This window comes from Zoogloea sp. (assembly GCF_017302315.1).
In the GTDB taxonomy this organism is placed as follows: Bacteria; Pseudomonadota; Gammaproteobacteria; order Burkholderiales; family Rhodocyclaceae; genus Zoogloea.
In genome coordinates this window covers 83,720-107,469 of sequence record NZ_JAFLDT010000006.1, presented here as the reverse complement: position 1 = coordinate 107,469, position 23,750 = coordinate 83,720, and the positions used below count along the sequence as shown (strand labels likewise).

The following is a 23,750-nucleotide window of genomic DNA, read 5'->3' as shown; positions in this document are numbered from 1 at the left end:
GCCATCATCCGTTGCAGCACCGTCGCCTTTAGTTCTTTGGAATACCTCACTGCGTCCTCTTCTTCACCCCAGGTTCAGGACCCAATTTTAGATCGGGATTAGAGGACATCTATCCTGACACCTGGGGGTGACAACCTCGGCGACGAGCAGGCGGTCAAGCTCGAAGAGTTGCTGGCCGCCAACGCGCCGCTGGCGACCGTCTATCTCCTGAAAACGGCGATCAAGGAAGTCTGGTTCGCCCCGAACGTGCGAGAAGGGGCGCGAAGATGGAAGGACTGGTACCGACTGACGATCGACAGTGGTATCGCGCCGGCGATTGCCTTTGCCAAACGACTGCGCAAATACCTGCGCGGAATCCTTGCCTCCGCAATCTTCCCGCTCAACACCAGCGTCCTGGAGGGCGTCAATAACCGGATCAAGGTCATCAAGCGCATGGCCTACGGCTTCCGCGACTCAGCCTATTTCTTCCTGAAGATCAAGGCCGCCTTCCCCGGAAAAGCGCGATGAACCTAAAAAAGGGCTGATGCAGCAGCTTTTTCCCCGCGAAGGCGAAACCCAACCCCGCCTCCGCTTCCCCGAATTCCAAAATGCCGGGGAGTGGGAAATGAAGAGGGTAGATGAACGGGGGGACGTGCTCGCGGGAAAGGCGTTGGCGGTCAATGCGCCTGGCTCATTGCGACCATATCTGCGAACGAAAAACGTCTTGGACGGCGCAATCGAGCTATCAGACGTGCTGACGATGCCTATGACCGACGCTGAGTTCAGCCGGTTCGAGATTCTCGATGGAGACATCTTGTTAAACGAGGGGCAATCATTGGGCCTCGTGGGCCGTGCGTCGATCTACCGAGGCCAGTTCGGTGGACGCTGCGCGATGCAGAACCAGTTAATTAGATTTCGCGCATACCCTTCAACGTGCCCGGAGTTTGCTGCACAGGCCTTCCGGCAATGCCAGAAAGACGGCACGTTTGCCAGCATTGCAACTCAAACAACGTCAGTAGCTCATCTTGGCAGTTCGAGGTTCAGTGCGCTTGAGCTGAGCTGGCCGCCATCCCTCCCCGAACAACAACGCATCGCCTCGTGCCTAAGCAACCTCGACGCCCTGATCGCCGCCGAAACCCAAAAGCTCGCAACCCTCAAGACCCACAAGAAAGGGCTGATGCAGCAGCTTTTCCCATCCCCGGAGGCGGAGGCGGAGGCGGAGGCATGAGCCGGCGGGGTTCGTGGGCAGACGTCAAGGATTCCTTGACAACTTAAATGCGACCGAGCCGTGCGGCAACTACCGAGGAATCCTCGGGAGTTCAAATACCCGAACCTGTCGGGAATTCCAACAGATTGCCAAGGCCGATCACTTGGATCGCGATTTTGAGCAGGCGATGAAGCTGCAGCCACAGCCCAATCCATTAAAGAAAAAACATGACTGAACAAAACCAGAAACAACTGGGCAGCACCCTCTGGAGCATCGCCGACCAACTGCGCGGGGCGATGGATGCGGACGACTTTCGCGACTACATGCTGTCCTTCCTCTTCCTGCGCTACCTATCGGACAACTACGAGATGGCCGCGAAGAAGGAACTGGGCCGGGATTACCCGGATGTGGGCGGTGACACTCGCAAGGTGCCGCTGGCGCTCTGGTATGCGAACAATGTGGACGACATCCCGGCGTTTGAGAAGCAGATGCGGCGCAAGGTGCATTACGTCATCCAGCCCGCGCACCTCTGGAACAGCATCGCCAACCTGGCCCGCACCCAGAACGGCGAGCTGCTCAACACGCTGCAAGCAGGCTTCAAGTACATCGAGACGGAATCCTTCGAGAGCACCTTCCAGGGCCTGTTCTCCGAGATCGACCTGAGTTCCCCCAAGCTGGGCAAGAAGTATGAGGACCGGAACGCCAAGCTGTGCGCCATCATCCAGAAGATTGCCGAAGGGCTGGCGGAGTTCTCCACAAACATCGATGCGCTGGGCGATGCCTATGAATACCTGATCGGCCAGTTTGCCGCCGGGTCCGGCAAGAAGGCGGGCGAGTTCTACACGCCGCAGCAGATTTCCGACATCCTCTCCGCCATCGTCACGCTGGACAGCCAGGAACCGAAAACCGGGACCAAAAAGCGGCTGGAGAGCGTGCTGGACTTTGCTTGCGGCTCCGGCTCCCTGCTGCTCAACGTGCGCAAGAAGGTGAATAAGGCCGGCGGCACCATCGGCAAAATCTTCGGCCAGGAGAAGAACATCACCACCTACAACCTCGCGCGCATGAACATGCTGCTGCACGGGGTGAAGGACACGGAGTTCGACATCTTCCACGGCGACACCCTGCTCAACGAGTGGGACATGATGCGCGAGCAGAACCCTGCGAAAAAGCCGGCTTTCGATGCCATCGTCGCCAATCCGCCCTTCAGCTACCGCTGGGAGCCAACCGACGCGCTGGCCGACGATGTGCGCTTCAAAAGCCACGGCCTTGCCCCAAAATCCGCCGCCGATTTCGCCTTCCTGCTGCACGGCTTTCACTTCCTCAAAGACGAAGGCGTGATGGCGATCATCCTGCCGCATGGCGTGCTCTTCCGTGGCGGCGCCGAGGAACGCATCCGCACCAAGCTGCTCAAGGACGGCCACATCGACACCGTCATCGGCCTGCCCGCAAACCTCTTCTACTCCACCGGTATCCCGGTCTGCATCCTCGTGCTGAAGAAGTGCAAGAAGCCCGACGACGTGCTCTTCATCAACGCAGCCGAACACTTCGTGAAGGGCAAGCGGCAAAACCAGCTAAGTGAGGAGCACATCGCCAAAATCATCGACGCCTACCGATTCCGACAGGAAGAGACGCGCTATTCACGACGGGTGTCGATGGCGGAGATCGAGAAGAACGACTTCAACCTGAATATTTCACGCTACATCAGCACGGCGGTGGGCGAGGCTGAAATCGATTTGCAGGAAATCAATACCGAGCTGGTCACCCTGGCGCAGAACATCAAGGATGCACGGGACAAACACAATGGCTTCCTCAAGGAGCTGGGATTGCCAGCCTTGCCGTAAGTCTCAAAGCGCTTCGTCAACTCGCATAACAAGGCTAGAGCGGACGGCAATTCCGCTACGCCCCTTTGCTGCCGAAGAGCTTGGACGTTGCAGAAGTGCCGCATCTTCTAGTGGGCTATTTCCGCTTTGGTTCGAATACCGCCCCCCAAGAACGTCAAAACGCCCGGCTCACCGGGCGCTTTTACGTACCAAGCTCTCAACCAGCCTGACCCGCTCAGCGGATCAGGCAAGGCGAGGGCGACAAGCAGACATGGCCTGCCGCCGCCCGATCACTCCACCGTCACGCTCTTCGCCAGATTCCGCGGTTTATCCACATCGGTGCCCTTCACCAGCGCGGCGTGGTAGCTGAGCAGTTGCAGGGGGATGACGTGGAGGATGGGGGAGAGCATGCCGTAGTGTTCGGGCAGGTGCAGGATGTGCACGCCTTCGCTTTCGGGGATCTCGCTGCCGGCGTCGGCAAACACGTAGAGCTCGCCGCCGCGGGCCTTTACTTCCTGCAGGTTGCTCTTGAGCTTTTCGAGCAGGCTGTCGTTGGGGGCCACGGAGATGACGGGCATGTCCTTGTCCACCAGGGCCAGGGGGCCGTGCTTGAGCTCGCCCGCGGGGTAGGCTTCGGCGTGGATGTAGGAGATTTCCTTGAGTTTGAGGGCGCCTTCGAGGGCGATGGGGTAGTGCTCGCCGCGCCCCAGGAAGAGGGCGTGCTGCTTGTTGGCGAAGCGTTGGGCCCAGCGTTCGATCTCGGGTTCGAGCTCGACGACCTTGGCGACGGCCACGGGGAGGTGGCGTAGCTGGGTGAGGTGTTCGGCTTCGGCCTGTTCGCTGAGGCGGCCGTTGACCTTGGCGAGGGCCAGGGTGAGGAGCGCCAGGGCGGCGAGCTGGGTGGTGAAGGCCTTGGTGGAGGCGACGCCGATCTCGGGGCCGGCGCGGGTGACGAAGCGCAGGGCGGTTTCGCGGACGATGGCGGACTCGGGCACGTTGCAGATGGCGAGAGTCTTGGTCATGCCCAGGCCCTTGGCAAACTTGAGGGCGGCCAGGGTGTCAGCGGTTTCGCCGGATTGGGAGATGACGACGACCAGAGTTTCGGGGTCGGGCACGGATTCGCGGTAGCGGTATTCGCTGGCGATCTCGACGGTGCACTGGAGCTTGGCGACGGATTCGATCCAGTAGCGGGCGACGAGGCCGGCGTGGTAGCTGGTGCCGCAGGCGAGGATGAGCACCCGGCGGGTGGCGCCGAAGATGTCGACGGCGGCGGTGCCGAAGAGCTGCGGGGAGATGCCGCCGCCACCGGCGATGATCTCGAGGGTGTTGCCCAGGGCCTGGGGCTGCTCGAAGATTTCCTTCTGCATGTAGTGGCGGTACTTGCCCAGCTCGACGGCGTCGGCCGACAGGCTGGAGATGTTCACCGGGCGCTCGACGGGGGTGCCGTCGGCGAGGGTGATGCGGTAGCCGTCGAGGGTGAGCTCGGCCACGTCGCCGTCTTCCAGGTACACCACCTTGCGGGTGACCTGCAGCAGGGCGGCGGTGTCGGAGGCGGCGTAGTGGCCGTCTTCGCCGATGCCCAGCAGCAGGGGCGAGCCCTTGCGGGCGACGATGGCGCGGTGGGGTTCGGCTTCGCTGACTACGCCGATGGCGTAGGCGCCGATGAGTTGCCCAAGGGTGATGCGCACGGCCTCGAAGAGGTCGGGGGTGGTCTTGAGGGTGTCGTGGAGCAGGTGGGCGATGGCCTCGGTGTCGGTCTCGGAGGTGAAGGCGTAACCTTTGGCCTGCAGGGCGCTGCGCAGCGCTTCGAAGTTTTCGATGATGCCGTTATGCACCACGGCGAGGCCGGCGGAGATGTGGGGGTGGGCGTTGCGCTCACAGGGCACGCCGTGGGTGGCCCAGCGGGTGTGGGCGATGCCGATCTCGGCGCTCAGGTGGGTGGCATCGGCCTGGGCGGCGAGCTCGGCGACGCGGCCGACGGCGCGCAGGCGCTGCAGCTTGCCGTCCTTGAGCACGGCGAGGCCGGCGGAGTCATAGCCCCGGTATTCGAGCTTGCGCAGGCCCTCAAGCAGCACGGGAACGATGTTGCGACGGGCAATGGCGGTAACGATGCCACACATGGTGGGGGGGCCTTTCAGATGTTGGGTGTTGTCAGGGCAAGACGAGGGGGGCGCCGTCGGCCACACGTAGGGGCGACTTCCGTCGCCCGCGGACTTCGATCAGCGGCAGGCCTGTCATGGGCGTGCGGTGGGCGACTGTGCGGTCTCGTAGGGGCGACTTCAGTCGCCCGCGGACTTTGATCAGCGGCATGCCTGTCATGGGCGTGCGGTGGGCGACTGAAGTCGCCCCTACAGGTGCCCCCAACGGAGATCTTCACTTCTTCACTTTCACCGGGCGCTGCCAGCCGGCCAGGGAGATCTGCTTGGCGCGGGACACGGTGAGTTGTTCGGCGGGGGCGTCCTTGGTGAGGGTGGTGCCCGCACCCAGGGTGGCGCCCTTGCCCACGCGCACGGGGGCGACGAGTTGGGTGTCGGAGCCGATGAAGACGTCGTCTTCGATGACGGTGCGGAATTTGTTGGCGCCATCGTAGTTGCAGGTGATGGTGCCGGCGCCCACATTGACGCGCTGGCCGATGTCGGCGTCGCCCACGTAGGCCAGGTGGTTGGCCTTGGAATGGTCGGCGATGGTGCTGTTTTTGACTTCGACGAAGTTGCCCAGGTGCACGTCGTTGCCGAGCACGGTGCCGGGGCGGGTGCGGGCATAGGGGCCGATGATGCAGGCTTCGCCCGTGATGGTGTCTTCGATCTGGGAGAAGGGGGCAACGCGGGTGCCGGCCCCAAGGGTGGCGTCGCGCACGATGCAGTTGGCGCCGATACGCACACCGTCACCCAGCACCACAGTGCCTTCGAAGACGCAGTTGATGTCGATCTCCACATCGCGGCCGCATTCGAGGCTGCCACGCACGTCGAGGCGGGCCGGGTCGATGACGGTGACGCCGGCGTCGGTGAGGCTACGGGCGATGTTGCGCTGGTGGATGCGTTCGAGCTCGGCGAGCTGGGTCTTGTTGTTGACGCCAAGGGTTTCCTCGAAGGCGTCGGGCTGGGTGGTGACCACGTCCAGGCCGTCGGCCACGGCCATGGCGATGATGTCGGTGAGGTAGTACTCGCCCTGGGCGTTGTCGTTCTTCAGCTTACCCAGCCACTGGCGCAGGCGGGTGACCGGGGCGGCGAGGATGCCGGTGTTCACTTCCCGCACCTGGCGCTCGTCGGGGGTGGCGTCCTTCTCTTCGACGATGCGGGTGACCTTGCCGGCGCCATCGCGCAGGATGCGGCCGTAACCGGTGGGGTTGTCCATGGACACGGTGAGGAGCGCCAGGGCGGTGTCGCTGGCGGCGGCCATCAGGCGCTGCAGGGTGGGGACGCCGATCAGGGGCACGTCGCCGTAGAGGATCAGGGCGGTGTCGCCGTCTTCCACCAGGGGCATGGCCTGCTGCACTGCGTGGCCGGTGCCCTGGGGCGGGTCCTGGCGGGCCCAGGCCAGATCGGGGGCATCGAGGGCTTCACGCACCACTTCGCCGCCGTGGCCATACACCACCACGATGCGCCGCGCTTCAAGGGTGCGGGCGGTATCCAGCACGTGGGCCAGCATGGGCTTGGCGGCGAGGGGCTGCAACACTTTGGGCAGCACCGAACGCATGCGCTTGCCTTGGCCGGCGGCCAGTACGATCACTTCCATGGATGCTTGGGGGCGGGATGACGATGCCACAAATTCTAGCATGGTGGATTTTGGCGCCTTCGCGGAGCAGTTCTCGAATTACATACCGCCACAAAACCGCCCCAGGTGATGCATTGCAACATTCCTTTGATCTAATGCTAAAGTTCCCGCGAGGCATTTCCGTAGAATGGCCGATGCTGCAGTGCAACTTCAGGACACACCATGACAAGCCAAGCCCACGATTTCATCGAGAACCGGACCTTTGACGAAATCGCCGTGGGCGATTCCGCGCTCCTGGTCCGTACCCTGCGCCCCGAAGACATCCACCTTTTCGCGGTGATGTCGGGCGACGTCAACCCCACCCATGTGGATCCCGAGTTTGCCCGCTCCAGCCAGTTCCGCGAGGTGGTGGGGCACTCCATGTGGGGCAGTGTGCTGATCTCCTCCATTCTCGGCACCGAGTTTCCCGGGCCGGGCACGGTTTACGTGGGCCAGACCCTCAAGTTCTGGCGCCCCATCACCATTGGCGACACCCTTACCGTCACCATCACCTGTACCCAGCGCTTCGAGCACAACCACCATCTGCTGCTCGATTGCCAGTGCGTCAATCAGGACGGGCTGAAGGTCATCGACGGTACGGCCGAGGTGATGGCGCCCACCCAGAAGATCAAGCGCCCGCGCATGGCCCTGCCGGAGGTCACCATTTCCGACCGCCAGCAGCGCTACCTCCATGTGCTGGAGATGACCAAGGGCATGGAACCCATTCCCATTGCGGTGGCCCACCCCTGCGATACCGAATCCCTGCGTGGCCCCATCCAGGCGCGCGATGCGGGGCTGGTGATTCCGGTGCTGGTCGGCCCGGAGAGCAAGATCCGCGAGGTAGCGGCCCAGAACGGCATCGATCTGCGCGGCGTGCGCATCATCGACGTTCCCCACAGCCACGCCGCCGCCGAAACCGCTGTGCGCCTTGCCCGCAATGGCGAGGTGGAGGCCCTGATGAAGGGCTCGCTGCATACCGACGAGCTGATGAGCGAGGTGGTGGCCAAGGAGACCGGCCTGCGCACGGCGCGGCGCCTGTCCCATGTGTTCATGGCCGACGTGCCCACCTACCCCCATCCGCTGCTGATCACCGACGCCGCCATCAACATCGAACCGACCCTGGCCGACAAGGTGCATATCATCCAGAACGCCATCGAACTGGCGATCATGATGGGCGTGCCCGAACCCAAGGTGGCCATCCTGTCGGCGGTGGAAACGGTCAACGAGAAGATCCGCTCGACCCTCGATGCCGCCGCCCTGTGCAAGATGGCCGACCGGGGCCAGATCAAGGGGGGCCTGCTGGATGGCCCGCTGGCCTTCGACAATGCCGTGTCCCTGGTGGCTGCCAAGACCAAGGGCATCCGCTCGGCCGTGGCCGGTCAGGCCGACATTCTGGTGGTGCCCGATCTCGAGTCCGGCAACATGGTGGCCAAACAGCTCGAATACCTCGCCGACGCCCTGATGGCCGGTGTGGTGCTGGGTGCCCGTGTCCCCATCGTGCTCACCAGCCGTGCCGATACCGCCGAAACAAGAACCGCCTCCTGTGCCATTGCACAGTTGATGGCCCACAAGCGTCGCCAGGGAGTCCGTCTATGAAAGCAGTCCTGATCCTCAACGCAGGGTCTTCGAGCCTGAAGTTTGCCCTTTTCCCCATGACACCGCGTCTGGCCGACACGCCGCGCCTGTCGGGCCAGGTGGAGGGCATCGGCGCCGAGCCACTGATGCACGCCAAGGACACCCTCAGCGGCGAGCGCTTCACCGAGGCGCTCAGCGTGCCCGAGGGCACCGACCAGAATGGCCAGCACCGTTTGGCCCTGGAGTTCATCTTCGGCTGGATCAACCGCCACAGCCCGGGCGTGGACATCGTGGCTGCCGGCCATCGCATCGTGCATGGGGGCGATCACTACGGCGCACCCGTGGTGCTGACGCCAGAAGTGGTGACCGAGCTTGAAACCCTGATCCCGCTGGCGCCCCTGCACCAGCCCCACAATCTGCGCGCCATCAAACTGCTTTTCGGACTGATGCCGGACGTGCGTCAGGTGGGCTGTTTCGATACCGCCTTCCATCGCACCCGCCTGCCGGTGGCAAGCCGTTTCCCTATCCCGCGTGCGCTGACCAACGAGGGCATCAAGCGCTACGGCTTCCATGGCCTGTCCTACGAGTTCGTGTCGCGCCAATTGCCCGACCTGCTGGGCGAGGAGAAGGCGCGGAGCGGCATCGTCATCGCCCACCTGGGCAACGGCGCCAGCATGTGCGCCCTGCGGGATGGCCAGTCACGGGATACCAGCATGGGCTTCACCGCCGTGGACGGCCTGATGATGGGCACCCGCACCGGCAGCCTGGACCCGGGTGTGATCCTGCACCTGGTGGAGCAGAAGGGGATGGATGCCAAATCCCTGAGCAATCTGCTCTACAAGCAATCCGGCCTGCTCGGGGTGTCCGGCCTGAGCCAGGACATGCGGGCGCTGCTGGAATCGGATGAGGAATCGGCCAAGGAAGCCATCGAACTGTTCTGCTACCGTGCGGCCTGCATGATCGGCCAGCTCAGCATGGCCGCTGGCGGGCTTGATGCGCTGGTATTCACCGGCGGCATCGGTGAGCACGCGGCGCCGGTACGCGCCCGCATCGCCGAGTGGCTGGCCTGGACGGGACTGTCCCTCTACCCTGCCGCCAACGAGCGCCACGCCACCCGCATCCATGCCCGGGACAGCAAGATCGAAGTCCTGGTGGTGCCCACCAACGAGGAATGGATGATCGGCCACCATGCCGTAAATCTGCTGGGCCTGTAAGAGATGCCGCGCCACGGGAGCTCTCCTCCCGTAGGGGCGACGTCAGTCGCCCGCGGGCTTCGATGAAGGGCATGCCTGTGATTCAGCGGGCGGATGGGAGACTGAAGTCGCCCCTACAAGTCGCCCCTCCTCCTCAAGCCAGCACATCGCGATATCCATAAAGGTACGCGCCCTGCATCAAAACGAAAAAGCCCGCAATTGCGGGCTTTTTCGTGGAGCAGTGCTTGCCTCAGCGCGGCAGGACGCTGCTGCCCATCAGGAAGGTGTCCACCTCGCGGGCGGCCTGGCGGCCTTCGCGAATGGCCCACACTACCAGGGACTGACCACGGCGCACGTCACCTGCGGCAAAGACCTTGGCCACGTTGGTGGCGTAGCAGCCTTCGCCGTCGGTAGTGGCCTTGGCATTGCCACGGGCATCCTTGTCGACACCAAAGGCTTCCAGCAGCGAAGCCACCGGGTTGGTGAAGCCCATGGCAAACAGCACCAGATCGGCCGGCAGCTCGCGCTCGGAGCCCGGAACTTCAGAAGGCTTGCCGTCCTTCCATTCGAGCTCGACCGTGCGCAGGGCCTTGACCTTGCCGTTTTCACCGATGAATTCCTTGGTGGACACGGCAAACTCGCGCTGGCAGCCCTCTTCGTGGGAGGAGGAAGTGCGCAGCTTGATCGGCCAGTAGGGCCAGGTCAGGGGGCGGTTCTCTTCCTTCGGCGGTTCGGGCATCACTTCAAACTGGGTCACGGATGCTGCACCGTGACGGTTGGAGGTGCCCACGCAGTCGGAACCGGTATCGCCGCCACCAATCACGATGACGTGCTTGCCTGTGGCGGAGATGGGGTTCTTGTCGTCGCCGGCCACTTCCTTGTTCTGGGGCACCAGCAGCTCGAGGGCGAAATGGATGCCGGCCAGCTCGCGGCCAGGAACGGGCAGGTCGCGGGGCACTTCGGAACCGGCAGCCAGGATCACTGCATCGAACTCGGACTTGAGCTGATCGGCGCTGACCACTTCGACGGCGTCATCGTTGATGCCGGTGACGCCCGGCTTGGCGCCGACACAGACCTTGGTGCGGAAGGTGACGCCTTCGGCTTCCATCTGCGTGACACGACGGTCGATGTGGGACTTCTCCATCTTGAAGTCCGGGATGCCGTAACGCAGCAGGCCGCCGATGCGGGAGCTCTTCTCGAAGACGGTGACATCGTGGCCGACGCGGGCCAGCTGCTGGGCCGCGGCCAGGCCGGCCGGGCCGGAGCCGACGACGGCGACCTTCTTGCCGGTCTTGGAGGTGGGCGGCTGCGGCACCACCCAGCCGTTCTCCCAGGCCTTGTCGATGATGGCGTGCTCGATGGACTTGATGCCCACCGCGTCGGTGTTGATGTTCAGCGTGCAGGCGGCCTCGCACGGGGCGGGGCAGATCCGGCCGGTGAAATCCGGGAAGTTGTTGGTGGAGTGCAGGACCGCGATGGCTTCCTGCCAGTTGCCCCGGAACACCAGGTCATTCCAGTCGGGAATGATGTTGTTCACCGGACAGCCACTGTTGCAGAAGGGCACGCCGCAGTCCATGCAGCGGGCGCCCTGCTTGGCGGCCTCGTCGTCGCTCAGGTGATCGACGAACTCCTTGTAGTGCTTGAGACGCTGCTCGACCGGGGCGTAGGCCTCGGAAAGACGCTGGTACTCGAGAAACCCAGTTGGCTTGCCCATGTTACGCGGCCTCCAGTTCTTTCTGTTGTTGCGCGGCCATCTCGGCCAGCGCGCGACGGTATTCGTGCGGCATCACCTTGACGAACTTGGCCCGGTAGGTGGGCCAGTCGGCGAGGATGGACTTGGCGCGTTCGCTGCCGGTGTAGGTGGCGTGGCGCTCGACCAGCATCTTGAGCAGGGCTTCATCGGCCATGCCCAGGTGACGCACATCGACGCGACCGTGGGACTCGAGATCATCGCCGGACTCGGAACCCTTGCGGGCTTCGATTTCTTCCTCGACCGGCTCCAGGGCCACCTGGGCCATGTTGCAGCGGGACTCGAAAGTGCCTTCTTCATCGAACACGTAGGCCACACCACCGGACATGCCCGCAGCGAAGTTGCGGCCGGTCATGCCGAGCACCACCACAGTGCCGCCGGTCATGTATTCGCAACCATGGTCGCCCACGCCTTCAACAACCGTGGTGGCGCCGGAGTTGCGCACGGCGAAACGCTCGCCGCCGACACCCGCGAAGTAAGCTTCACCTTCGGTGGCACCGTAAAGCACGGTGTTGCCGATGATGATGTTGCTCGGCGTATCGCCACGGAAACCCGCCGCCGGACGCACGATGATGCGGCCACCGGACAGGCCCTTGCCCACGTAGTCGTTGCCTTCACCCACCAGTTCGAGGGTCAGGCCGCGGGACAGGAAGGCGCCGAAGCTCTGGCCAGCCGTACCGTTGAGGCGGATATGGACGGTGTCGTCGGGCAGGCCGGCGTGACCGTACTTGGCCGCAAAACGCCCGGACAGCATGGCGCCGACGGTGCGGTTGATGTTGCGCACGGGGATCTCGAAGGAGACCTTTTCGCCGTTCTCGAGGGCCGGCTTGGCCAGCTCGATGAGCTTGTTGTCCAGCGCCTTGGCCAGGTTGTGGTCCTGGGTTTCGGTGTGGATGCGCGGCACGTCGGCAGGCACGTTGGGCATGTGGAAGATGCGGCTGTAGTCCAGGCCGCGGGCCTTCCAGTGCTCGATGCCGGCACGCATGTCGAGGAGGTCGGCACGGCCGATCAGGTCGTCGAACTTGCGCACGCCCAGTTGGGCCATCAGCTCGCGGACTTCTTCGGCGATGAAGAAGAAGAAGTTGACCACGTGCTCGGGCTGACCGGAGAAGCGCTTGCGCAGGGTCGGATCCTGCGTGGCCACGCCCACCGGACAGGTGTTGAGGTGGCACTTGCGCATCATGATGCAGCCTTCGACCACCAGCGGCGCGGTGGCGAAGCCGAATTCATCCGCACCCAGCAGGGCACCGATGACCACGTCGCGACCGGTCTTGATCTGACCATCCACCTGAACACGGATACGGCTGCGCAGACGGTTGAGGACCAGGGTCTGCTGGGTTTCGGCCAGGCCGAGCTCCCACGGCGAACCGGCGTGCTTGATGGAGGACCAGGGCGAGGCACCGGTGCCACCGTCGTGACCGGCGATCACCACGTGGTCGGCCTTGGCCTTGGCCACACCGGCCGCCACGGTACCCACACCGACTTCGGACACCAGCTTGACGGAGATGTCCGCCGCCGGGTTGGTGTTCTTCAGATCGTGGATCAGCTGCGCCAGATCTTCGATGGAGTAGATGTCGTGGTGCGGCGGGGGCGAAATCAGGCCAACGCCGGGCACCGAGTGACGCAGGAAACCGATGTACTCGGAGACCTTGTGGCCGGGCAGCTGACCGCCTTCACCGGGCTTGGCGCCCTGGGCCATCTTGATCTGGATCTGGTCGGCGTTGACCAGGTACTCGGTGGTGACACCGAAACGGCCGGACGCCACCTGCTTGATCGACGAGCGCAGGCTGTCGCCGGCCTGCAGTTGCAGGTCACGCTCGATACGGCCGGCACCGATGATCTCGGACAGCTTGGTCGGCTCGGAGATGGGGATGAAGCGCTTGGGATCCTCACCACCTTCACCGGTATTCGACTTGCCGCCGATGCGGTTCATGGCGATGGCCAGCGTGGTGTGGGCTTCGGTGGAGATGGAGCCCAGGGACATGGCGCCAGTGGCAAAGCGCTTGACGATCTCCTTGGCGGGTTCGACCTCTTCGAGCGCCACCGGAGCACCGGCGGGCTTGAGTTCGAACAGGCCGCGCAGGGTCATGTGGCGCTTGCTCTGATCATTGATGATCTTGGCGTATTCCTTGTAGGTGTCGAACTTGCCGGAGCGGGTGGAGTGCTGAAGCTTGGCAATGGCGTCCGGCGTCCACATGTGCTCGTCGCCACGGATGCGGTAGGCGTACTCGCCACCGGCGTCGAGCATGCTGGCCAGCACCGGGTCGGCACTGAAGGCCTGCTGGTGGAGACGGATGGCCTCTTCCATGACCTCGAACACACTGATGCCCTCAACCTGCGAGGAGGTGCCGGTGAAGTACTTCTCGACCAGACCCTTCTGCAGGCCGATGGCCTCGAAGATCTGTGCGCCGGTGTAGGACATGAAGGTGGAGATGCCCATCTTGGACATGACCTTCATGAGGCCCTTGCCGACGCCCTTGATGAAGTGCTTGGTGTACTTCTCGGCGGTTTCAGCATCGCCACCGGCGATCTGGGCCAGGGTTTCGAGGGCCAGATAGGGGTGGACGGCTTCGGCGCCGTAGCCGGCCAGCACGGCGAAGTGGTGGGTTTCCCGGGCGGAGCCGGTTTCCACGACCAGGCCGGTGCGGGTGCGCAGACCCTTGCCGACGAGGTGCTGGTGAACTGCGGAGGTGGCGAGCAGCGCCGGGATGGCCACATGGAGCGCATCCACCTTGCGGTCGGACACGATCAGGATGTTGGAGCCATTGAGCACCGCGTTCTCGGCTTCGGCGCAGAGGGAGGCGAGGCGGGCTTCGACACCTTCCTTGCCCCAGGCCAGCGGGTAGCAGATGTCCAGTTCGGCCGAACGGAACTTGTTTTCGGTGTAACGGGCGATCTCCCGCAGCTTCGCCATGTCGGCGAAGGTCAGCACCGGCTGGGGAACTTCAAGACGGTACGGGGGGTTGATCTCGTTGATGCCGAGCAGGTTGGGACGCGGGCCGACGAAGGACACCAGCGACATGACCAGTTGTTCGCGGATCGGGTCGATCGGCGGATTGGTCACCTGGGCGAAAAGCTGGCGGAAGTAGTTGTAGATCGGCTTGGACTTGGCGGACAGCACGGCCAGCGGGCTGTCGTTGCCCATGGAGCCGGTGGACTCTTCACCACTCTTGGCCATCGGCTCAAGGATGAACTTGATGTCTTCCTGGGTGTAACCGAAGGCTTGCTGACGATCCAGCAGCGACGCTGCGCATTCGGGGGCCGCAACGCTCTCGGGCTCGGCACAGGTGTCGAGGCGGATATTGATGCGGCTGATCCACTCCTGGTAGGGCTTGGCGGCGGCGAGGGAATCCTTGATTTCCTTGTCGTCGATGATGCGACCCTGCTCCATGTCGATCAGGAACATCTTGCCGGGTTGCAGGCGCCACTTCTTGACGATCTTCTCGTCGGGAATGGGCAGCACGCCGGACTCGGAGGCCATGACCACGTAGTCGTCGTCGGTGACGAAGTAGCGGGCGGGGCGCAGGCCGTTGCGGTCGAGGGTGGCACCGATCTGGCGGCCGTCGGTGAAGGCGACGGCCGCGGGGCCGTCCCACGGCTCCATCATGGCGGCATGGTATTCGTAGAAGGCGCGGCGCTTCTGATCCATGAGGGTGTGGGATTCCCAGGCTTCGGGAATCATCATCATCATGGCGTGGGCCAGGGAGTAGCCGCTCATCACCAGCAGCTCGAGGGCGTTGTCGAAGGACGCCGAATCGGACTGACCCGGGTAGATCAAGGGCCACAGCTTCTGCAGATCTTCGCCGAGCAGCGGGGAGTGGGTACCCTTCTCACGGGCACGCATCCAGTTGTAGTTGCCGCGCACGGTGTTGATTTCGCCGTTGTGGGCGATGTAGCGGAACGGATGGGCGAGATGCCAGGTGGGGAAGGTATTGGTGGAGAAGCGCTGATGCACGAGGGCCAGCGCGGAGACGCAGCGCGGATCCTGGAGATCGAGGTAGTACTGACCGACCTGATCGGCAAGCAGCAGACCCTTGTAGTTGATGGTCCGCGCCGACATGGACGGGGTGTAGAACTCTTTGGAGTGCTTGAGCTTGAGGCTGCCGATGGCGTTGGCTGCACGGCGGCGGATCACGTAGAGCTTGCGCTCGAGGGCCTCGGTGACCATCACGTCGGGGCCACGACCAATGAAGACCTGGCGGATCACCGGCTCCTTGGCCTTGACGGTGGGCGACATGGGCATGGCCGGGTCGGTGGGCACATCACGCCAGCCGAGCACCACCTGGCCTTCGGCACGGGCAGCACGCTCGATCTCGTCCTGACAGGCGAGACGGGAGGCATGCTCCTTGGGCAGGAAGACCATGCCGACACCGTAGTCACCGGCGGGCGGCAGCGTCACGCCCTGCTTGGCCATCTCTTCGCGGAAAAGGGTATCCGGAATCTGGATCAGGATACCGGCACCATCGCCCTGCAGCGGGTCGGCGCCCACGGCACCCCGGTGATCCAGGTTCTTGAGGATCTCGAGACCTTGATTGACGATCTCGTGAGTTCGGTTGCCCTTGATATGTGCGATGAAGCCGACACCACAGGCGTCATGTTCGTTGGCTGGGTCGTAAAGACCCTGCTCCAGGGGAAGATCCATCTTGTTTTTCCTCGACACAACACACACCGGTGCCTGCATTCCTGCGGCACCGGACATTCAAACTGCGGAAAGTCGCCCCGTCCGAACCGTGAAAAAGCCGGCGGATGCTGGCCAGCCGGCTACGCTCGATCCCGGCGAGGAGACCGTTCAAACACATTGGGCGAGGGTCGAATATACCGCCGCAGGTGCCCGTTCTTCAAGGAATTTTTGCGCCGCCGCATGGCGGCACCGGCTCAATGGATCTCGCCGACGGCAAACAGGCGCCGGTGTTCGCGCATCGCGTAGCGATCAGTCATTCCGGCAATGTAGTCGGCAATGGCGCGCGGCTGGTCGACCCGGGCCATCAACTGGTATTGGGGCGGCAGCAGGCGGGGGTCGTTCATGAACGCCCCGAAGAGGTCCTGAATGATGCGCCGGGCCTTGTCGGTCATGCGCAGGACCTGATAGTGGTGATAGAGGTTTTCCCGCAGAAAAGTCTTCAGAACACGCAAATCGGGCAGGAGCTCGGTGCTGTAGGAAACGAGCCGGGGCGCCGCCCGCACGTCATCGAGGGAGACAACCCCGGCGGCTGCGATATTGCTGCGGGTCTGCTCGATCAGATCGACCGCCATCATGTTCACCATCCGCCGGATGGTCTCATGGATCAAGCGCCGACCTCCGATTCCCGGGTAGGTGGCCTCTACGAGCTGGCGCTTGTGGGCGAAGATCGGAACCGCCTCGAGTTGCTCAAGGGAGATCAGGCCGGAGCGCAGGCCATCGTCCACGTCGTGGTTGTTGTAGGCGATCTCGTCGGCCAGATTGGCCAGCTGGGCTTCAAGGGAGGGCTGGCGGCCTTCGAGGAAGCGCCGCCCGACGTCACCGAGCAATTCGGCATTCTTCGGCGAGCAGTGCTTCAGAATCCCTTCCCGGGTTTCATGCATGAGGTTGAGACCGTTGAACTCCGCATAGCTTTCCTCGAGGAGGTCTACGGTCCGGAGGGACTGGAGATTGTGCTCGAAGCCCCCGAAATCCTTCATGCAGGCGTTGAGTGCTTCCTGGCCGGCGTGGCCGAAAGGGGTGTGCCCGAGGTCATGGGAAAGGGCCACGGCCTCTGCCAGATCCTCGTTGAGGTGCAGGGCGCGGGCAATGGAACGGGTGATCTGGGCAACTTCGATGCTGTGGGTCAGGCGGGTGCGGAACAGATCGCCCTCATGGTTCACGAAGACCTGGGTCTTGTACTCGAGCCGCCGAAACGCGGTGCAATGGACGATCCTGTCCCGGTCGCGCTGAAATTCGCCGCGGGCGGTCGGCGGAGGCTCCGCAAGCTGGCGGCCCCGGCTGTTTGCTTCGGTTACCGCGTAGGACGCCAGCTGAGTCATGGGGCCGCCCAGGCTAAGCGCAGCACGTTTCGATGCTGGCGCGGATCTGGGCCGAAGTCGCTTCGGCACTGATCACCGCCCGACCCACCCCCTTCAGGAGCACGAGCCGGAGGGTGCCGTCGGACACTTTTTTGTCATGGGACATGAGTTCCAGGTAGCGATCAGCACCAAGCGCCGGCCCGACCACGGGCAGCCCCGCCCTCTCGTGGATGAGCCGGACCCGCGCCACCTCATCGTCAGTGAGCCAGCCGAGCCTCCGGGAGAGATCGGCGGCCATGATGGTGCCCGCGGCGACGGCCTCGCCGTGCAGCCACTGACCGTAACCAAGACCGGTTTCGATGGCATGACCGAAGGTGTGGCCCAGGTTGAGCGTGGCGCGCTCGCCTTGCTCGGTTTCGTCGGCGGCAACGACCTCGGCCTTGTTACGGCAGGAGCGTTCAACGGCCTCCGCGAGCGCCTCCGGATCCCGCGCCAGCAGGCGGTCAAGATGAGTTTCGATCCATTCGAGAAAGGGCAGATCCCGGATCAGGCCATACTTGATGACCTCAGCAAGCCCTGCCTTGAGCTCGCGATCCGGCAGGGTATCGAGAACCGTCGTGTCGGCCAGGACCAGCTTAGGCTGGTAAAAGGCGCCGATCATGTTTTTGCCGAGGGGGTGATTGATGGCGGTCTTGCCACCGACCGAGGAGTCCACCTGGGACAACAGCGTGGTGGGAACCTGGATGAATGGCACGCCCCGCTGATAGGTCGCCGCGGCAAACCCCACCATGTCCCCCACCACGCCGCCACCCAGGGCGATCAGGGTGGTACTCCGGTCGCAACGCGCAGCCAGGAGTGCATCGAAGATGAGGTTGAGGGTTGGCCAGTCCTTGTGCGCTTCGCCGTCCGGCAGCACGATTTCGGTGATCTGGAGACCCTGGGCGCGCAAGCCGGCGACAAAGGGATCCAGATAGAGCGGCCCGACCACGTCATTGGTGACAACGGCCACCCGCCGTGCTTTCAGGTAAGGCAGGATAAGGGCGGGATCGGAAACAAGCCCGGCACCGATCCGGATCGGATAGGTGCGCTCCGCCAGCTCGACATTCAGTGTTCGCATAGGGTCTGCAGTTCTTTCTCGATCATCCGGACCATGGCATGGGGTGTTCCCCGTCCGCCCTCGACAATGATGTGGGCCACGTCCCGGTAGAGGGGGTCACGAGCGGCATGAAGCTGCTGCAGCCGGCCCCGCGGGTCCGGAACCTGCAGCAGGGGGCGGCTGCGGTCGTGACGGGTGCGCTCCCAAAGGATGTGGGGAGGCACGTTGAGGTAAACCACGACACCCCGGCCGGACATCAGCTGCCTGTTGACAGGGCTGATCACGGCGCCTCCGCCCGTGGCGAGCACCAACCCGGACTCCTGGGTCAGTGCATCGAGGGTGCAGGTTTCCCTTTTCCGAAAACCATCCTCCCCTTCGATCTCGAAGATCGTCGGGATTTTGACGCCTGTGCGCAGTTCAATCTCGTGATCGCTGTCAACGAAGCGCAGGCCGAGGCGCTTGGCAAGCTCGCGCCCCACTGTCGTCTTGCCAGAGCCGGGCATACCGACGAGAACGATACATTTCGGCTGATTCATGCCCCGCCCCAATGGACCGGGGCTCGACCAGAAACCCCGGAACAACCATCAATTGATCGAAAGATTGAAGCCGCTCACGCTCCCGCTGGGAGAGGTTACGGTGACGCCAATGCTACCCGTCAAACGAGATGTGCACTTGGAACCTTCGACGACCACGGTATGGAAGGTGCCGCCCGGCGCATTGGTGTTCGACACCGTATTGGACCCGGGCGGGAAGGACACCGTCGCCTTGACCGTCTCACCCGTATCGTTGGTGTAGGTCACGTTGGACGTTGCGGTGAGCGCTGCACCTGCAGGCATCGGGTTGTTGTTGGCGTCGGGCATACGGAACGTGAAGGCAGCCGTACAGACTTGGGGCACCGAAGTGGGGAAAGTGAATACCGACGGCGTGACCGTACCGACAACGTGGCTCGACAACACCACCACCTGGGTGCGGCGGACATGGGCAGTCCCCCAGACCCCATTGCAGGTTCCGGCTTTGTACGGGGCGTTGGCGTAACGACCATCGGAAGGATAGGCCGGGCAGGCCGTGGTGTTGGATGCGCTGAACTGGATCTCCCGCTCACCCGAGCCCCACGTCTGGTTTTCGGTGTTATCCACAAAGGCATCACCGAGATCACGGAAGGCTTCACCCGAGTCGTAGAGGTTGTTCTGGTTCAGATCGTCGAAGCTCTCTTCACCCTGGGCGTAGGCCAGCACGGTGACCCGACCGGCGGTGACGGCAAAGGTGGATGGCTCACTATCAACGCGCGGACGGAACTCACCACTGGTGATGGTTACGCTGCAAGCGCCGGAGGCCGTTACGCAGGACGGCTGAATCCCTGCCCCTTCACTGATGAAGTTGATGACCGTGCCATCCGCAACCGGGTTGCCCAGTCGATCAAACGCATGCACGGTCGCGTTCGTGGTCGTGCCGTCCCGATTCCAGCCCTCGATATTGAAGGTGCCGAGGGACAGGGAGAAACGATCCTGGGTCGGCCGGCCCGTGGAGATGGTGAGGTTGGTGGACTGGGTGACGATCGTCGGATCATCCACCAGGGTGGCGATCACCCACACGGGGGTGGGCACCGACCCGGCAGATACCGTCACACTGACCAGACCCGCGGCGTCGGAGGTAGCCTGCACGGTGCCGGAAGCCTGATTGTTGAGCTTGATGCCGCCCACACGGGTGGAAAGATCGAAGCTGACGGCCTTCGAGGCCACGGGGTTGTTTGTGCTATCCACCACCTTGAAGGTGACGACCGAGCTGGAAGAAAGCCCGGCGCCCCCCGTTCCGGAAAGGGCCATCGTGGAGGGGTTGGCCGATACATAGCCGATGTTGGATGCCTTGGGCGCAGCGACGTTGATGGTGGTCTGGGCGGAGCTACCCTGAACCGATGCGGTGATGATGTCAGATCCGGCACAGCCATTGTCGGTATAGGTGGCCGTGGCAACGCCATTCACGGTCGCAACGCTCTTGGTGATGCTGGCCTTGCCGTTGCTGTCACAACCCGAGGAGAAACTCACGGTGAGCGGAGTCGTGGTCAAGGCGCCATTGAAGAATACCTGGACAGAAACAGAGGTGCTGCCATAAGCGCTCAATGCGCTGGCATTCGCGCTGAGACTGGACAGGGTCACAGAGCCGGGGCTGACACTGTAGGCGATCTTCTGGGTTACCGAGGTGCCGTCCACGTCGACGGTGGCGGTGACCTCCGCTGCGCCACTGGAGGCCAGATCTGCCGCCAGCAGGGTGATGGAGGTCAGGCCATTGGCGTCGGTGAGGCGCGTGCCGGAAGTCGGTTCAAACACGGCAAGAGACGAATTGGTGGTGAAGGTGACCACCCGGTTGGCCAGCGGCACCCCTTTGGCCGAGACCAGCAAGGCGCGAACAGTCAGCGGCTTGCCCGAAGTGAGATTGTTGGTGCTCACACCCGTTCCGGCATCCACCAAGGTCATGGTGATCGTTGGCGTCTGCGTGGTGCCACTGCCGGTGTCCGTTCCCGTACAGGTCAGGAAACCACCCGGACAGCTGGTTGAGTCATCACCGCCACCACCGCCGCCGCCGCAGCTGACGAGCGCAAACGCAATGAGGGTGGAGCCAATAAGCCGGGCACGGGAGCGGACGGCCGCTGAGAAAAAATCACGCATTGAAAAATCCATTCAGGCCAGTGGTCAGCGCAAACCTAGCTGATCGTTGATGATGCGGGGCGTAATGAAAATGAGCAGTTCGGTCTTGTTGTCGGTCCGCTCGTTGCTGCGGAACAGGTAACCGAGTACGGGGATGTCACCCAGGAGCGGAATCTTAACCGTATTGTTGGACACATCCTGCGTGTAGATCCCGCCAATCACGATGGTTCCACCATTTTCCACCACGACTTCAGTCTTCACGTGCTTGGTATCAATGGGGACATTGCCGTTCGCCACCGGACGATCATAGCGCGGCTGGTCCTTGTTGACTTCGATGCTCATCATCACCTTGCCGTCCGGGGTGATCTGCGGCTTGACCTTGAGCGCCAGGTTGGCCTTCTTGAAAGACACGGTCGGCGCCGTTGTTCCACCACCCTGGGTCTGGAAGGGCACTTCGGTACCCTGCTCGATGATCGCTTCGACCTTGTCGGCGGTCATCACGCGGGGTCGGGAGACGACCTTGCCCCGGCCATCGGCCTCGAGGGCAGAGACTTCCATGTCGATGAAGCGGGTGGCCGCACTGTTCCAGAGGGCCAGTGAGAACGCGCCCGCCTGTTTGCCGTTGATGGTCGAGGCAGGCAGGTTCACCGCCAGGGAATCGGTGAAGTTGGGCACCGTGGATATCTGCCCCGCCTGGTAACCCGTCGACGTCAGGGAGCCCGATCCGAACGTGTTGCGGTAGACGGAGACACCACCATCGGTCTTACCGAGCAGACCGCCGGTCTTGGCGCCGAAGCCAAGCCTCACCCCGAGGTTGCGGGTGAAGGTATCGGTCGCCTCGACGATTTGCGCTTCGATCAGAACCTGCCGGACCTCCACGTCGATCTCGGCAATGAGCCGGCGCAACTCTTCCAGGCGCGAGGCGACATCGTTGACGAAGATCTTGTTGGAACGCTCGTCGGGCACCACGCTGCCGCGCTTTGAAAGCACGCTTTGGTCCTTGCTCTTCAGGAACTCCGCAACGTTCTTGGCCTTGTGGTAGTTGATCTGAAAACTCTCCGTACGGAGGGGCTCAAGATCGCCGATCTGCGCCTTGGATTCCAGATCGAGCTTCTCGCGTGCCGCAAGCTCGTCACGGGGCGCGATCCAGATGACGTTGCCGTTCTTGCGCAGATCGAGTCCGCGGGCCTGCAGGATGATGTCCAGAGCCTGATCCCAGGGGACGTCTTTCAAGCGCAGGGTCAGGTTGCCCTGGACGGAATCGCTGGTAATGATGTTGAAATTCGTGAAATCGGCAATCACCTGGAGCACCGAACGCACGTCAATGTTCTGGAAGTTGAGAGACAGCTTCTCTCCACCAAAACGTGCCTTGCCGGCGCCCTGCACCAGCTTGTTCGGGTCTTCCTTGACCGGCTTCACTTCAAGTACGAACTGATTGTCGCTCTGGTAGGCGTTGTGCTCCCACTGACCACGGGGCGTGACGGTCATGCGCACGTTCCCCCCCTGGGCCTGGGTGACCACAGAGGATACGGGGGTACCGAAATCCACCACATCGAGCTTGCGGCGAAGCTGCTCGGGGACGTCGGTCTTGAGGAAGTCAACAATCAGGCTGGTGCCTTGCTGACGAATATCGATGCCGGCATTGGGATCCGACAGATCGACGATCAGACGCCCCTCGCCATCCTTTCCGCGGCGGAAATTCACGTCACGGATGGCGTGCTTCTCGTTCGGGCCGGAAGCCGCCGGTGCAAACTGGGTTGATTGGGGGACCATCCCGGTAGCTTCCTTGAACGGTCCGGATGCCAGCGTGATGAAGACGTCGCGGTCCTCAAGCCGTGTCTCGTAGGGATAGATCCGAGAAAGGTTCAGCACCAGCCGGGTTCGATCCCCGACCTGCACGATGTTCACGCTACGCAGGTCACCGGTGTTGAGAACCTGACTATTCCGACCGAGTCCGTTTGCGGTATCCGGAAAGTCAAAGGCAATCCGCGCCGGATTGGCCACGCTGAAACTGCCCGGGGCGGCACTCAGTGGCTGCGCCATGGTCAGCTTGAGAACAATGCTGCCCCCCTGCTCGGCGGCAACCATCTTTTCGATCCGGTTGCCGGCGGGCGCGGCAAGCGGAGAGGACTCAGCAGTCTGAGCGAGCGCCGACGTGGCCGGGGCCATCCATCCCAGTACCGCCACCAAGGCCAATGCGCCCAACGTGAAGCTACAACGTCTCATTTTCATTTCTTCGCCTCCTGAGGCGCCTGCTCCTGGAGTTGCAGCGTGCTGATGCGTTCGGTCCATTCGCCACCGGCATCCTCAACGAGCTCTTTCAAAGTGATTTCAGACTCGGATATGGCAGTGATCTGCCCATAATTCTGCCCGAGATAATTGCCCAGCCTGACCTGATGCAGGGTCTTGTCAGCCGCGACAATGGCGTGGGACTGGCCGCGCTTGATCAGGACACCCACCATCTTCAAGGACTCCAGCGGGAAAGCTTCCAGGGGCTCCTTGCGGCGGTTGGCATCGGGCATGAACATCCCCGATTTCTTGTCAGGCTCGAGCTTGGCGGCCCGGAAGGGATCTGTCCTGGTCGCCCCCTCATAGGTCACTTCCACGGCCTGCTGGATTGGCGGCAGGGGTTTGAGATTGGGCTTGAGATCCTTCGAGGCCTCAGCCATCCAGTGGCGCAGATCGTCCTGCTGGTCCGAACATCCGGAGAGAAGCAGGACGGCGGCCAGCGGAAGCATCAAAGTCAGTCGCATGAT

The 23,750-nt window shown here is 63.1% G+C and carries 14 protein-coding genes and 1 pseudogene; 5 read left to right on the top strand and 10 right to left on the bottom strand.

What is annotated here, in order from left to right; genetic code table 11:
- Positions 1-135 precede the first annotated feature (135 nt).
- From J0L98_RS03870 to J0L98_RS03860, 3 genes and pseudogenes are all read left to right on the top strand, one after another.
- Positions 136-507, top strand: a pseudogene (locus tag J0L98_RS03870) (transposase); the annotation flags it as partial.
- Positions 508-523: 16 nt separating this feature from the next.
- Positions 524-1,207 (top strand): restriction endonuclease subunit S, encoded by a 684-nt coding sequence (locus tag J0L98_RS03865; RefSeq protein ID WP_296410201.1) that lies wholly within the window; start codon positions 524-526, stop codon positions 1,205-1,207.
- 206 nt (positions 1,208-1,413) lie between these two features.
- Positions 1,414-3,027, top strand: a complete 1,614-nt coding sequence (locus J0L98_RS03860) for a type I restriction-modification system subunit M (protein ID WP_296410199.1) — start codon at positions 1,414-1,416, stop codon at positions 3,025-3,027.
- Between the two features lie 269 nt (positions 3,028-3,296).
- On the opposite strand, the gene glmS is transcribed toward J0L98_RS03860, so the two are convergent.
- Both glmS and glmU read right to left on the bottom strand, forming a co-directional pair.
- Positions 3,297-5,126 carry a glutamine--fructose-6-phosphate transaminase (isomerizing) gene (glmS, locus tag J0L98_RS03855; protein ID WP_296410198.1) on the bottom strand — a complete coding sequence of 610 codons (1,830 nt, stop codon included), beginning with the start codon at positions 5,124-5,126 and terminating at the stop codon, positions 3,297-3,299.
- Positions 5,127-5,379: 253 nt separating this feature from the next.
- Positions 5,380-6,741 carry a bifunctional UDP-N-acetylglucosamine diphosphorylase/glucosamine-1-phosphate N-acetyltransferase GlmU gene (gene glmU, locus J0L98_RS03850; protein ID WP_296410195.1) on the bottom strand — a complete coding sequence of 454 codons (1,362 nt, stop codon included), beginning with the start codon at positions 6,739-6,741 and terminating at the stop codon, positions 5,380-5,382.
- 201 nt (positions 6,742-6,942) lie between these two features.
- On the opposite strand from glmU, the gene J0L98_RS03845 reads away from it, so the two are divergent.
- Positions 6,943-8,355, top strand: coding sequence for a bifunctional enoyl-CoA hydratase/phosphate acetyltransferase (locus J0L98_RS03845; protein WP_296410193.1), 1,413 nt, complete (start codon positions 6,943-6,945; stop codon positions 8,353-8,355).
- On the top strand, positions 8,352-9,548 hold the full coding sequence (locus J0L98_RS03840) for an acetate/propionate family kinase (protein ID WP_296410191.1): 1,197 nt from the start codon (positions 8,352-8,354) through the stop codon (positions 9,546-9,548). Before J0L98_RS03845 ends, J0L98_RS03840 begins: the two co-directional genes overlap by 4 nt.
- 229 nt (positions 9,549-9,777) lie before the next feature.
- Here J0L98_RS03840 and J0L98_RS03835 read toward each other — a convergent pair whose 3' ends face one another.
- The 8 genes from J0L98_RS03835 to J0L98_RS03800 all read right to left on the bottom strand — a co-directional run bounded on the left by J0L98_RS03835 (position 9,778) and on the right by J0L98_RS03800 (position 23,747).
- Positions 9,778-11,241, bottom strand: a complete 1,464-nt coding sequence (locus tag J0L98_RS03835) for a glutamate synthase subunit beta (RefSeq protein WP_296410190.1) — start codon at positions 11,239-11,241, stop codon at positions 9,778-9,780.
- Between the two features lies 1 nt (position 11,242).
- On the bottom strand, positions 11,243-15,919 hold the full coding sequence (gene gltB / locus J0L98_RS03830) for a glutamate synthase large subunit (RefSeq protein ID WP_296410188.1): 4,677 nt from the start codon (positions 15,917-15,919) through the stop codon (positions 11,243-11,245).
- A 233-nt stretch (positions 15,920-16,152) separates the two neighbouring features.
- Complete coding sequence (locus J0L98_RS03825) at positions 16,153-17,277, bottom strand: deoxyguanosinetriphosphate triphosphohydrolase (protein WP_296410187.1); 1,125 nt, start codon at positions 17,275-17,277, stop codon at positions 16,153-16,155.
- A 13-nt stretch (positions 17,278-17,290) separates the two neighbouring features.
- Entirely contained in the window at positions 17,291-18,373 is a 1,083-nt protein-coding gene (gene aroB, locus J0L98_RS03820) for a 3-dehydroquinate synthase (RefSeq protein WP_296410185.1), read from the bottom strand.
- Positions 18,361-18,888: a shikimate kinase gene (locus tag J0L98_RS03815; RefSeq protein WP_296410184.1), complete on the bottom strand. Its 528-nt coding sequence runs from the start codon at positions 18,886-18,888 to the stop codon at positions 18,361-18,363. Before J0L98_RS03815 ends, aroB begins: the two co-directional genes overlap by 13 nt.
- 48 nt (positions 18,889-18,936) lie before the next feature.
- The gene (locus J0L98_RS03810) at positions 18,937-21,015 is read right to left on the bottom strand and encodes a hypothetical protein (protein WP_296410182.1); all 2,079 of its coding nucleotides are present in this window, start codon (positions 21,013-21,015) and stop codon (positions 18,937-18,939) included.
- Positions 21,016-21,039: 24 nt separating this feature from the next.
- The gene (locus J0L98_RS03805) at positions 21,040-23,220 is read right to left on the bottom strand and encodes a type IV pilus secretin PilQ (protein ID WP_296410212.1); all 2,181 of its coding nucleotides are present in this window, start codon (positions 23,218-23,220) and stop codon (positions 21,040-21,042) included.
- A gap of 2 nt (positions 23,221-23,222) precedes the next feature.
- Positions 23,223-23,747, bottom strand: a complete 525-nt coding sequence (locus J0L98_RS03800) for a pilus assembly protein PilP (RefSeq protein ID WP_296408238.1) — start codon at positions 23,745-23,747, stop codon at positions 23,223-23,225.
- Between the last annotated feature and the right edge of the window lie 3 nt (positions 23,748-23,750).

Coding starts and splice junctions, on each gene's coding strand:
- J0L98_RS03865 (WP_296410201.1), top strand. CDS start 524: ATGCAGCAGCTTTTTCCCCGCGAAGGCGAAACCCAACCCCGCCTCCGC.
- J0L98_RS03860 (WP_296410199.1), top strand. CDS start 1,414: ATGACTGAACAAAACCAGAAACAACTGGGCAGCACCCTCTGGAGCATC.
- glmS (WP_296410198.1), bottom strand. CDS start 5,126: ATGTGTGGCATCGTTACCGCCATTGCCCGTCGCAACATCGTTCCCGTG.
- glmU (WP_296410195.1), bottom strand. CDS start 6,741: ATGGAAGTGATCGTACTGGCCGCCGGCCAAGGCAAGCGCATGCGTTCG.
- J0L98_RS03845 (WP_296410193.1), top strand. CDS start 6,943: ATGACAAGCCAAGCCCACGATTTCATCGAGAACCGGACCTTTGACGAA.
- J0L98_RS03840 (WP_296410191.1), top strand. CDS start 8,352: ATGAAAGCAGTCCTGATCCTCAACGCAGGGTCTTCGAGCCTGAAGTTT.
- J0L98_RS03835 (WP_296410190.1), bottom strand. CDS start 11,241: ATGGGCAAGCCAACTGGGTTTCTCGAGTACCAGCGTCTTTCCGAGGCC.
- gltB (WP_296410188.1), bottom strand. CDS start 15,919: ATGGATCTTCCCCTGGAGCAGGGTCTTTACGACCCAGCCAACGAACAT.
- J0L98_RS03825 (WP_296410187.1), bottom strand. CDS start 17,277: ATGACTCAGCTGGCGTCCTACGCGGTAACCGAAGCAAACAGCCGGGGC.
- aroB (WP_296410185.1), bottom strand. CDS start 18,373: ATGCGAACACTGAATGTCGAGCTGGCGGAGCGCACCTATCCGATCCGG.
- J0L98_RS03815 (WP_296410184.1), bottom strand. CDS start 18,888: ATGAATCAGCCGAAATGTATCGTTCTCGTCGGTATGCCCGGCTCTGGC.
- J0L98_RS03810 (WP_296410182.1), bottom strand. CDS start 21,015: ATGCGTGATTTTTTCTCAGCGGCCGTCCGCTCCCGTGCCCGGCTTATT.
- J0L98_RS03805 (WP_296410212.1), bottom strand. CDS start 23,220: ATGAGACGTTGTAGCTTCACGTTGGGCGCATTGGCCTTGGTGGCGGTA.
- J0L98_RS03800 (WP_296408238.1), bottom strand. CDS start 23,747: ATGCGACTGACTTTGATGCTTCCGCTGGCCGCCGTCCTGCTTCTCTCC.